Source organism: Arthrospira sp. PCC 8006, from assembly GCF_046480465.1.
Taxonomy (GTDB): domain Bacteria; phylum Cyanobacteriota; class Cyanobacteriia; order Cyanobacteriales; family Microcoleaceae; genus Limnospira; species Limnospira platensis.
This window is the reverse complement of record NZ_PKGG01000193.1, coordinates 1-10,451: the sequence shown is the minus strand read 5'-3', so window position 1 is coordinate 10,451 and position 10,451 is coordinate 1. Positions and strand designations below refer to the sequence as shown.

At 45.6% G+C, this 10,451-nt stretch carries 8 protein-coding genes and 1 CRISPR repeat array; of the genes, 2 read left to right on the top strand and 6 right to left on the bottom strand.

What is annotated here, in order from left to right:
• The first annotated feature begins 154 nt into the window (after nt 1-154).
• Nucleotides 155-1,057: a calcium-binding protein gene (locus B9T16_RS21480; RefSeq protein WP_410245710.1), complete on the top strand. Its 903-nt coding sequence runs from the start codon at nt 155-157 to the stop codon at nt 1,055-1,057.
• 182 nt (nt 1,058-1,239) lie between these two features.
• The gene (locus B9T16_RS21475) at nt 1,240-1,500 is read left to right on the top strand and encodes a hypothetical protein (protein ID WP_148261876.1); all 261 of its coding nucleotides are present in this window, start codon (nt 1,240-1,242) and stop codon (nt 1,498-1,500) included.
• A 79-nt stretch (nt 1,501-1,579) separates the two neighbouring features.
• Here B9T16_RS21475 and B9T16_RS21470 read toward each other — a convergent pair whose 3' ends face one another.
• The 6 genes from B9T16_RS21470 to B9T16_RS21445 form a co-directional block, all read right to left on the bottom strand.
• Nucleotides 1,580-2,536, bottom strand: coding sequence for a tetratricopeptide repeat protein (locus B9T16_RS21470; protein WP_006616211.1), 957 nt, complete (start codon nt 2,534-2,536; stop codon nt 1,580-1,582).
• 95 nt (nt 2,537-2,631) lie between these two features.
• A CRISPR array of direct repeats spans nt 2,632-3,875; the repeat unit is 35 nt; unit sequence GTTGCCATACGTTCGACTTTCAAAGAAGTCTCAAG.
• 439 nt (nt 3,876-4,314) lie between these two features.
• Nucleotides 4,315-5,523 carry an RNA-guided endonuclease InsQ/TnpB family protein gene (locus tag B9T16_RS21465; protein ID WP_071941216.1) on the bottom strand — a complete coding sequence of 403 codons (1,209 nt, stop codon included), beginning with the start codon at nt 5,521-5,523 and terminating at the stop codon, nt 4,315-4,317.
• Nucleotides 5,417-6,025 carry an IS607 family transposase gene (locus B9T16_RS21460; RefSeq protein WP_014276768.1) on the bottom strand — a complete coding sequence of 203 codons (609 nt, stop codon included), beginning with the start codon at nt 6,023-6,025 and terminating at the stop codon, nt 5,417-5,419. Before B9T16_RS21460 ends, B9T16_RS21465 begins: the two co-directional genes overlap by 107 nt.
• A 231-nt stretch (nt 6,026-6,256) precedes the next feature.
• The gene (locus B9T16_RS21455; RefSeq protein WP_410245709.1) at nt 6,257-8,179 is read right to left on the bottom strand and encodes a hypothetical protein; all 1,923 of its coding nucleotides are present in this window, start codon (nt 8,177-8,179) and stop codon (nt 6,257-6,259) included.
• Between the two features lie 3 nt (nt 8,180-8,182).
• Complete coding sequence (locus B9T16_RS21450; protein WP_410245708.1) at nt 8,183-10,045, bottom strand: RAMP superfamily CRISPR-associated protein; 1,863 nt, start codon at nt 10,043-10,045, stop codon at nt 8,183-8,185.
• A complete protein-coding gene (locus B9T16_RS21445; protein ID WP_006618682.1) occupies nt 10,042-10,437 on the bottom strand; it encodes a hypothetical protein in 396 nt (131 codons plus the stop codon). Before B9T16_RS21445 ends, B9T16_RS21450 begins: the two co-directional genes overlap by 4 nt.
• Between the last annotated feature and the right edge of the window lie 14 nt (nt 10,438-10,451).

The following is a 10,451-nucleotide window of genomic DNA, read 5'->3' as shown; positions in this document are numbered from 1 at the left end:
AATGGTACACTGGGGAAGTTGGGTTTGGCTGCGCTTCACACAACCTACATATTCGCTACATATTCGCCTAACCTACAATGGGAATGGACGATTGACGACTAATTGGCGATAATCTAGTGGTGAACATTAATCCTCTGCTGGGAAAAGGCTTTTTATGCTTACCCTTGAAACTTTATTTGATGAAGGGTTTTATTTGGCACAAAATCAGGACGTTCAAGATGCGATCGCCGACGGTCTTTTCGAGACCGCCTTCGAGCATTTTTCTCGGTATGGACAATTTGAGGGCCGCAACCCTAACCCCATTTTTGATAGTGAATATTATCTCGCCCAAAATCCCGATATTCAGTCAGAAGTAGAGGAGGGAATTACCACTGCAGCAGCTCATTTTGTTAATATTGGACAAACAGACAACCGCAGCCCAAATCCCTTTTTTGACCCGGTTTTTTATCTACAGCAAAATCCCACGGTTTCTCAGGGAGTAGCTAACGGGGAATTTACCGCCTTTGAGCATTTTTTGAAAATCGGACAATTTGAGGGTTTAGACCCTAGCGAGTCCTTTAATACGGAGTTTTATCGCGATCGCAATTTCGATGCGGTGGAGGGAATAGAGGATGAAATAATCGGCAGCATTTTTGAGCATTTTTATCGGTTTGGTTTAGAGTTAGGTAGGTTAGGCGCACCCCCCCAGTTAATGGATGACCTCAGTAATGCGATCGCCTTAGATACTCTCTTAGGAAGTCGGACTATAGTTAACTCGGTTACGGATGATAACCCCGTCAATATTTATGAATTTATCATCCCCAATAATGGTAGTGAGTTTAGCCTATTTCTGCACGGTTTAAAAGCCGATGCTAATGTGGATTTAATCCAAGATATCAATCAAAATCAAGCCATTCAACCTGATGATATTATCGCCTCATCCAATAACCCGGCTTTAGCCACAGAATCCATTGATATTGACCTATTACCCATGGGAACCTACTTTGTGCGAGTTTCCCAGTTTCAGGGAGAAACCATTTATGCCTTGGAATTATCCGCCATTCCCCTGGATATTTGAAGGGGGTAGAGACAACCCTTGTCTATGGCATCCCTAGGTTATACCCATCTCCCCCCTAGATAGCAACCCCCAAAAAATTAGCTAGGAGGGTTGACATTTAGATTCCGGTGCTGGTATGATGTAAATCAATAAAGCAGCCCAGGGAAACTAATTTGTTTGGTCATTTCCCCAAGGAGGCTGCCATGACCAGACCTACAGCACGTCATGAAGACAAATACCAACCTTGTCCTAGGGGTTATAGGGTCGGTCGTCGCCGTCGCCGTCGCCGTCGTTCACCGAAATACCCTAGAGAATACACCATAGCCCTAATTAAAGCGATCGTCATTGCCTGCTGCGCCTGTACGACAATTACAGGGGAACCAGTGGTTAGCACTACGGTTAATGCTACTGCATGGCTAGGCATGGAAATTGCCAACGATCGCAATTCAAAAAACCACAAATAAATCCATTCCTAACAGTTGGGGCGGCTTGAGAGTCGTCCTAATTACTGTTGGAGGCGATCGATTAACTGTTGATACTCTTCTAGGGAAGCACTGCGAACCAATGGATGCTGTCCCAAGGTCCGATGATGATTCTGATTAATTCCCTGCATTTTTGATACCATTTTTGAGCAAGGGGGCAGTTATTCAATTGCAAATTTGCCTCAGCGATGCCTTTCATTGCATCAATTTCAGCCACTACCTCCCGGCATTTTTCAGCGATTTCTAAGCTCTGTTGATGATACTTTAGGGCTGATTCCGGTTGTTTTAAGGAATTGTAAATATCCCCCATTAAAACTAGGGCGCGGGCGATAAGGTAGGGATTGCCAAGGTTCCGAAATATTGCCAAAGCTGCCGTTGCTAAATGCAGGGATTCTTCGGGATTTTCTCGGCTTAAAATGCTGGCTAGATTACCCATCAGCATGGCACGCCCTTGGGGAGACTCGGCATCTGGGTGTTTTTCCAGGATATCTAAACTTTGTTGATAATAGGTCGCGGCTTGTTGCCACTGTCCCCGGTTTTTGGCGACGTTCCCTAATCCCATAATGGCTTTCCATTCTCCGGCTTTATCCCCCAATTTTCGGGCAACTTCCAGATGTTTTTGATGGTAGCTTTCAGATTCGTTTAACTCTCCCAGGGCATCGTAAATATTCCCCAAGCCGTTGTAACAAACGGCATCACAGCCCGGATTCAATTTTCCGAGGAGAGATTTATAGAGTTTTTCTTGTTGGTCATAATAACCCCAAACTCCCAATTGGTCGTGTAATTCTTGGTTGCTTTGGGGGTCAGGAATCACTGTCAAAATTTGGGTCGCCCGCCGCCAATCTTCTACCTCCCATAGGTGATAAAAAGACTCCAGGTAATGCTGCACCCGTTGCAGGGGGGTGGCTTCTTGGGGGGGGATGCTTTGATGACACAAAAAATATTCGACGGCAGTATAAGTAGCTAACTGCTCGATGGGAACTGTATTGATATCGATATCAAGTTCATCCCACAGCATTGGATGTCTCCTTTTGGGTATCCCATTGGCTCTGAAACAGTTTAGCACTACTTCCGTTCAAAAAGCGATCGCTTTTTGACATTTACAAAAAAGTAGTTGCCATACGTTCGACTTTCAAAGAAGTCTCAAGCTCTCTACCCATGTTGGGGACGTTACCGTTCAAGTTGCCATACGTTCGACTTTCAAAGAAGTCTCAAGAGGAGTGCCTAATATTTGGGCACATACCTCTCGTCTTGTTGCCATACGTTCGACTTTCAAAGAAGTCTCAAGCTACAAATGTGTATGTGCATCCCGACCAGGAATGGTTGCCATACGTTCGACTTTCAAAGAAGTCTCAAGAGGATGAGAAAATGCACCAAGTAGGGGTGTTTGTTGTTGCCATACGTTCGACTTTCAAAGAAGTCTCAAGTTTCAGCTTGCGTTAGTCCAGAGGGGGAAGTTTCCTGTTGCCATACGTTCGACTTTCAAAGAAGTCTCAAGACTCTCTCTTTGGGACTTCTTGTCCTTGCCATCGTAACGTTGCCATACGTTCGACTTTCAAAGAAGTCTCAAGACGCGGTCAGACGTTAAATCGTCCTCCCACTGCTGTTGCCATACGTTCGACTTTCAAAGAAGTCTCAAGAAGGAGGGAGTTCATCTCTCCGGGCTTTGAAACACGTTGCCATACGTTCGACTTTCAAAGAAGTCTCAAGCGGATTGGCAGAGAATAGAAAGTCTAGCTACCGAGTTGCCATACGTTCGACTTTCAAAGAAGTCTCAAGAAAATAACGTCCATATCTGGGTGCGTTGTAGACGGAGGTTGCCATACGTTCGACTTTCAAAGAAGTCTCAAGAAGTATTTCCATCTGGGATGACTACTCCGTAGAAGTTGCCATACGTTCGACTTTCAAAGAAGTCTCAAGGGGGACGACATTACCTGGGGCTGGGCGAGCTCCAGGCCGAAGGGTTGCCATACGTTCGACTTTCAAAGAAGTCTCAAGCTTTGTCATGGAAAGCGTGGGAAGCCGCCAATGCTTGTTGCCATACGTTCGACTTTCAAAGAAGTCTCAAGAAGGAGGAAAGTAGGGCTATCATAGACATAGCGCTTGAGTGGTTGCCATACGTTCGACTTTCAAAGAAGTCTCAAGAATTGGGGAAACCCCCCAACATGCAGGTGTCGTCCGTTGCCATACGTTCGACTTTCAAAGAAGTCTCAAGGGGGACATTTTTTTCTTTGGCTGTCTATTGTTACTGGTTGCCATACGTTCGACTTTCAAAGAAGTCTCAAGAAGTTGCCTTCGAAAGGTTGCTTGGAGTTGCCCAAGGTTGCCATACGTTCGACTTTCAAAGAAGTCTCAAGAGCATAAGAACGAAATCCTTGCTCTGAAGGGATTCTAACCCACCAATTCTATAGGGGTCAAGTCAGTACCCCAATTATTGACATAGATTAGCAATAATTGAGTTAACAAAATGACTGAAACCCGGTCGTAGCAGTCCACCTATAGGGGTCAACGAAAAAATCAGTGATTGGGCGGTTTGCCAGACCCCTGTAGGTGAATGGATGTTACAGGTCAGACCTGGGGCATCATTTGGAAAAAGCTAAATTTTCCACAACATCGGTCGATAGGTCTCCCGTTCTCCCATCAGACAGGAGATGTACTCCCACACCTGTAATTCCAGACAGCGATAGTAGCTGACCTTGTGACCTGTATGGGGATGGGTGGTGGAGAGGGATAGCTTGTCCTGCCAGTGCTTGAGATACTTTTTCAGAGCATCCGAATGTAGGTAAACTGATTCATTTAAGCTGAACAGTCCTGAACATTAATTGACAATGCTCGGACTGTAACTATAGCAATACCATCATTGCTGACAGTAAAGGAGGAATCCCTCAAAGCACGCAACATAATATTACGTGCGCCATTTGCATCTCTAGGTGTTTGACTGCCACAGTGAGGACACTTGTGTATTTTCGCACCACCTAGTTTGGCGTGGCGATGTCCACACACTCCACAGGTTTTAGATGTGTGACTTTCGCCCACATCAAGCACCACGCAACCACGCTTTGCTGCTTGATGTTTCAGAATTAACTTAAAGCGATAATGTGCCCAGGTCAGCATATTTCTGACTGTTTTCGACTGAATTTTTCTTCTTGACTTGGCTACCATAGAGGAAGACTCGAAGCGAGGCAGAAAAATTAATCCATAATTAGTAGTCAGATAATGTGCTGCTTTTTTATGCACTTCGTCAATTAAGTTCCGAATCTTTTCTCGAATCCGATTAGCTGCTTTTTTCAGAGAACGGCGTCGTTTGGCATTTACCTTGGTTGAGCGACTAATTAAATTATCTAGATGCGTACATAATCTTGTGATTCGCCCCATGTCGCCGTTGCCAATTTCAATTACTTTATCGCCGTCATATCCAGTTAAAAAAGTTCTGACCCCAGGATCTAAGGCAATTATTTTCCTTGAATATGTATGACTTTTAATTACAGGTTCAGGAAAAACAGCAAACCATTTACCACGCCGATAAATCAATTGAGTCCCATAATCACATTGATGTGGTATGGGCTCGCTTGCCTTAAACTTCAGCTTTTTCGTTAACTGACTGTACCATGTACCTTTGGTAAAGTTGGAATTATTAAATTTGATTGTTTGTTGTGGATTACGAATACTTCGGAAGCAGGCATCACGACTGGCTGTATAGGCTTGGTGGGCGTCAAATATGGCGTTCTGTCTGATATGACAAGGTGTTTCTTTCACCCATTGAGGTAAATCAGATTGCATGACCAGATTTCGCAATTTCAGCTTCCCAATCCGAGTCGTTGATTGACGCTGCATGGCTATGGCTTGGTTAAAACAATAACGACAAGCAGCCAGCCATTTTTTCCAAGTTTTTGCCAGTTCAGGACTGGGATAAATCCGGATCTTTTTTGATTGCAGATTTGTACTTTCTGAGTCCGTAAAGTCGGCAACTGTAGCTGGCTTCCCGGAAGCGGTAGATATGAACAATGGCAAGGATGTCTTCAACCAATTCTCGTTCTGGGGATAAACTGTCTTGGTTGAGAACCACGATTTTGGTTTTGTCGAGTTCACACAACCAGGAAATGAGGTCAAACCCGAAACGGGCAAGTCTGTCAAAGTGGGCAACCACAATAAATCCGACATCGCCTTGACGGAGGAGTTCCAAAACGGCTCTAAGTCCTGCTCTTTTGAAATTAAGACCACTGGCGATATCAGTGATGAGTTCGGCATTGGGGTATACTTCGAGTAGCTTTGCAGCTCCTCCGTCAAGGTCGGCTTTTTGTCCACGACTGGAAACGCGGGCATAAGCGATAATTGCTCTTTGCCGAATGCGATCGGATATTCCCTTGTAGGAGGCGATTTCATATCTTCTCTGTCCTTTGGGTGTCCTGATTGCTTGAATCTGGCCGTCTTTTTCCCATCTTCTTAGGGTATGTAAACATACACCAAAGTATTGAGATGTTTCACTTGGTGATGTATATTTCGGCATTTAACTCGCTTGCTGTGTAGTCGTCTAGCTTAACGCAATTGTTGAGCTGTGTCAATCGTTGTTCAGTGAATTGCCTAACAGGAAGAGACTCCTCCTCGCTCGTCGGGGGGAGTAAAATCGTCGAGGGTGAAAATTTTAGAGTTAATCAGGTACAACACTAAGGAGTCCACAACCATTTTCCCTTGGAGTTGGTTTAATTGATGAATTTGCTGTGTTTTTGATGAGCTAATACTATTCATCTTGGTTAAGCAACTGTTGTACCCATTCCTTAATATCTGAATACAGGTAATAGGGCTGGCGGAAGGGGTGAAAATAATCGGTGATTTTATCCTGAAAAAATAGGGAGGGTGGCGGTTCCACTTCCATCAAAACGATCGCCTTTTCGCAAAGGATTTGCATAGCTGCCAAAATCGTTAATCCTGACTTATTAAAACCATCGGGAAAACTGGCAGAATCAATAGAGTTTTTTATGTCAAAATCTACCCAAAAATTTCGGGATTTTTGAGATTCTAAAATCATCTGCCTATCTTCCTCTAAAACCTCCATCATGCGTTCTTTAGAAATCACCTTAGCACCATGAATTAATTTATTGCGTTTCACACACCAATAATCAAGGGATGCCATGGCTTTTACCAGCTCTTCCCAAGCATCAAGCTGGGGCTTATTTCCCTGAGTTGCCAGCAAAGCATGAACAAAATTAAGTTTAGTGGGGCGACCGGGTAAAACAAAGCGATCGCCATATTTCCGGTCATCAAGAGGCTTAACCCATCGTTGATTGACGAGACATTTACCCCGATTAATAGCATTAACTAAATTCCAGTTTTCCGAGGCTTTTTCTAGTTCATAAAACTTTTGGACTGCCGGTTGATTATCATCCAAAAGACTAGCGGTTTGCAGAATCCAATTGCCGCGCTTTTCGGGTCTATCAAAATATTTATCTCCCTGGAGGGCATAAATTAACTCGTGCAAGGTTTCCTCATAAAAAGAACCCATCCTGGTCAAAAAATCAGCAATGCGGTCAGTTTGCCAAAGTAAACAACATTGGGTATAGAGGTTGAGAAGTTTAGGAAAACGTCGATTTTCTTGGCCGGGGGGGTGGGGGTAATAATCCGATAATATTTTCAGGTCGTCGGACTGGTTAACCTGCTGTTTCGCATAGTCATTATCCAGGTTAAAATAGGCGATCGCTAAATTTAAACCCTGTTCCACCTTCTGTAAGCGACGATACATATTTCCAATGTTATCGATATCTTTCAAATCGTACTTTTGCAGGGTTGCCAAACATTCCAACCAATTTTTAATCACCACCCGCACCCCATCAAAATCCCACCGTTGTAACAGTTGTTGAATCACTTGATATTTTTGTGTTTTCAGGTGATACCAGCGGGGAGTGAGAATACAGTGGGAATTTTCCCCTTTAAAGATATGCCGCACCGACAATTTCGGTTCGATAAAAATTTGTTTCTGAATAGCCGAAGAAAAAGCCTGCATTTGCAGTGCGGTTTGCATTTGTCCGGTTCCCCCTTTCAGGCTAATCAAAACCAGGTCATTAATGTGGGGATGGTTCACGGCAAAATGGGTTTGAAAAAACTCCCCATAAACTCGCATCAATTGGTTAATATCATTAACGGCAATATCAGCGGGAATTGTCCAGGGTATCAATTCAATATCCACCTGTTTTTGTGCCAACCACTTTGCCAAAATTGGGAACAAATAATAAGTATCTCGATGATGTCCTTGGGGTTGTTGAGGGGTAACTTGGTTAGTGACAAAAATATAGGCTTTTTCCACCTTAAAGATAGTTCTGGCTGTTTGAATAACCCCCAAAATCCGGCCAGGAGAAATGCGATCGCCCCAACCATTGGGGTCATCTTCTGGTTGATAATCTTCCCAAATTTTGCGGGTAATTTCCCGAAAAGAGAAGAAATATTTAGGATGCAAAGAAGCCTCGACTTGTAACTCTGGACAAAGGCACTCAGCAATCCTTTGATTTCGTGTCTGCCATAATTCCAACTCAGCATCAGTTAACTGACAACGGTCAATATTTTCTTCTTCCCGTTCAAAAATCGGCAGATAACCCGATTCAATTATATCATCAACTTTCAGCTTAACTGTCAAATCAGAAGTTCCCAGATTGGCGATTAAAATAGTCATAACTTAGCCCAAAAAAGTCGATAAAATCCGAATGCCATTAACTTGAGATAAAGACCTAGCAAAAGCAGCGCGATCGCTCTGTTTTGCCCCAAAAATCGTCACCGCCTGATAAGGAATCTTCCCCTCTGGAAAGTTAGACTTAATCACCACAAAAGAAGGTATTTCCAAATCACCGCCCACATAGGCATTGCCCCCACCTTGGCGGTTTCTCCCCTTAAAGCCGCTACTATAAAGCCAATCCAGAGCTTCCCCCCGCACATCAACCCCGCATCCTTCCACCGACCAATCTTTCACCTGTTCAGGATGCCTTAATCCCCTGTTGGGAACCAAAAACACACAAGCCTGTTGGTCGAGAACATCCTGATAGCGGTGTCTTCCCTTTCCCGGAGAGTGAGTTTCCGGCTTTCCTTGGGGGGAAGCCACCGCCCGGAGCCTTTCCCCTATCTCCTCAAAAAACCGCCGCCAGTCCTCCTGGTCACAGGGCAATTGCAACGATTCCACAGCCCAGTAACAGCCCCGCAGCCCCGGATAAGGGTGATTCCAGTGTAGAGGGCGGCGGGAACCATGTCCCACCCCCCCCAGATGAGTTGCCAGATACAGCAAATATTCCAATAGTCGCAGGTGGGTTGCATTTTGGGAAGCCAAAACAATCTCCCCCTCGTAAAAATCGGGATAAGTGCGACTTCCCACCTCTTCCAGCCAATCCACCGCAATGGTACAACTACCCTGGCGAGTTTGGGGGGCGATCGCTCCGAATAATTGCGCCTCCACTTCCCGACATTGCGCCAGGGGGTACAGACTCAACCCCAAAACTCGAAACCAATAACGCAGGACCCCCCGAATAGCCGTTGGGCGAAATTCCCGCTTTCCCCGCCTACCATTCTCTCTTGTGGGTGGGGTTGCTCCGTACATTCCCTCAGTCCACAGTTGAAAGTCGTGTTTGCAACTGTGGGGTAGGGCTGATTTAACTGTCGTGCATCCATAACCGGAACTCACCCGCGCCCCTAGTCCCCCTGTTAGGGCTGGTTTCACCCACTCCCGGACGATCGCCACATCTTCCAGGGTTCCCCTAGCGGTGGGGGCTAAACCAATTGTTAAGGTCGGTTTCAGCATTGATAACATTACATGGGGGGCCGGTTGATATACAATGCGATCGTCTTGCCAATTCCATTGGGGCGTGGTGATATCCAAATCCAGACAGGGTTGGGTGGGGAAAGCATCCAAAATCTGCACCCGACCTATACCGCCCTCTAGGGTACCGAGGAGGCGTTCTACTTCCCCTTGGGGTAGATTTTGTCTCCCGTAAGCGCGGATGACTCCCTTGAGGCTGCTGGCGGGAATATAGGGCACGCCATAAATGGGATGCAAGGCAGGTAACAACAATTCACGAAAACCTCGCAACCCCCCCACTCGTAACCGCCAAAGAAATGACACTTCTACCGTAGCCGTGGCCAGCAGTTGGGTTTTTTCGGTTAAACTTTTATAAAGGGCGGCGCACTTTTTTTCGGCATCGATCGCTTTTTGTAGGGCGGGAGTAATGCGATCGTCCAATGGTTCATGATTCAGGGCTTGCAGGGGACTCGAACCCGKTTTTTGCATCCCCCTCGGTTTTTTCCCATTCGGCAACCCTGGGAGAGTATGGGAGGGGGCATTTCCCACTACGCAAGCGATCCGTTTTGACTGCCAGTGGGGGGGGAGATGCTTTTGCAATTTCGGCCACTTCTTTTGTGCCTTTTGTTGCGCTTCCTCCTCCTGAAAATAGAAAATAATTTTATCAGTCACCTCCGGGCTGGCATCTTTATACAAGTCATAAAGGGGGTTTTTATTCTTCTTGAGTGTCTCCAGAACCCCCTGCCATTCTCTCATGATTCCGTCGCCTCCCCAAGTACCGCCGCCGCCCAAAATGACCATTCCTTTGCTAGTTGCATCCCTAGGCGATTTAGTGCTGTATATTTAGCCAGGGGTAAATGAATCAAACTGCCTTCGTCGGTCGGGTCAAAGTCGATATCACTAAAAGCCCGCAACCGGACTAAGAAATGGCGATAAACTTCCCCTTTGTAAGTCGTATCTTCCGCCGTCCCCAATAAAAATTTTTCGGCATCCCCCGCCAGTCGGTGCAGTCCCCAGGTGGAAATATAGGCGCTTAATCCTTGAATCAGTCCGCTGGCTTTTGAATGGTAAGCGGGGGAAAGTTTGCCTTGGATTTCTGTTAGTGCTTGGTGGGCTTCTTGTGAGAAAATTCGACGATCTAAAAACATTACTCAATCCCCCC

Coding starts and splice junctions, on each gene's coding strand:
- B9T16_RS21470 (WP_006616211.1), bottom strand. CDS start 2,536: ATGCTGTGGGATGAACTTGATATCGATATCAATACAGTTCCCATCGAG.
- B9T16_RS21445 (WP_006618682.1), bottom strand. CDS start 10,437: ATGTTTTTAGATCGTCGAATTTTCTCACAAGAAGCCCACCAAGCACTA.
- B9T16_RS21455 (WP_410245709.1), bottom strand. CDS start 8,179: ATGACTATTTTAATCGCCAATCTGGGAACTTCTGATTTGACAGTTAAG.
- B9T16_RS21475 (WP_148261876.1), top strand. CDS start 1,240: ATGACCAGACCTACAGCACGTCATGAAGACAAATACCAACCTTGTCCT.
- B9T16_RS21480 (WP_410245710.1), top strand. CDS start 155: ATGCTTACCCTTGAAACTTTATTTGATGAAGGGTTTTATTTGGCACAA.
- B9T16_RS21460 (WP_014276768.1), bottom strand. CDS start 6,025: ATGCCGAAATATACATCACCAAGTGAAACATCTCAATACTTTGGTGTA.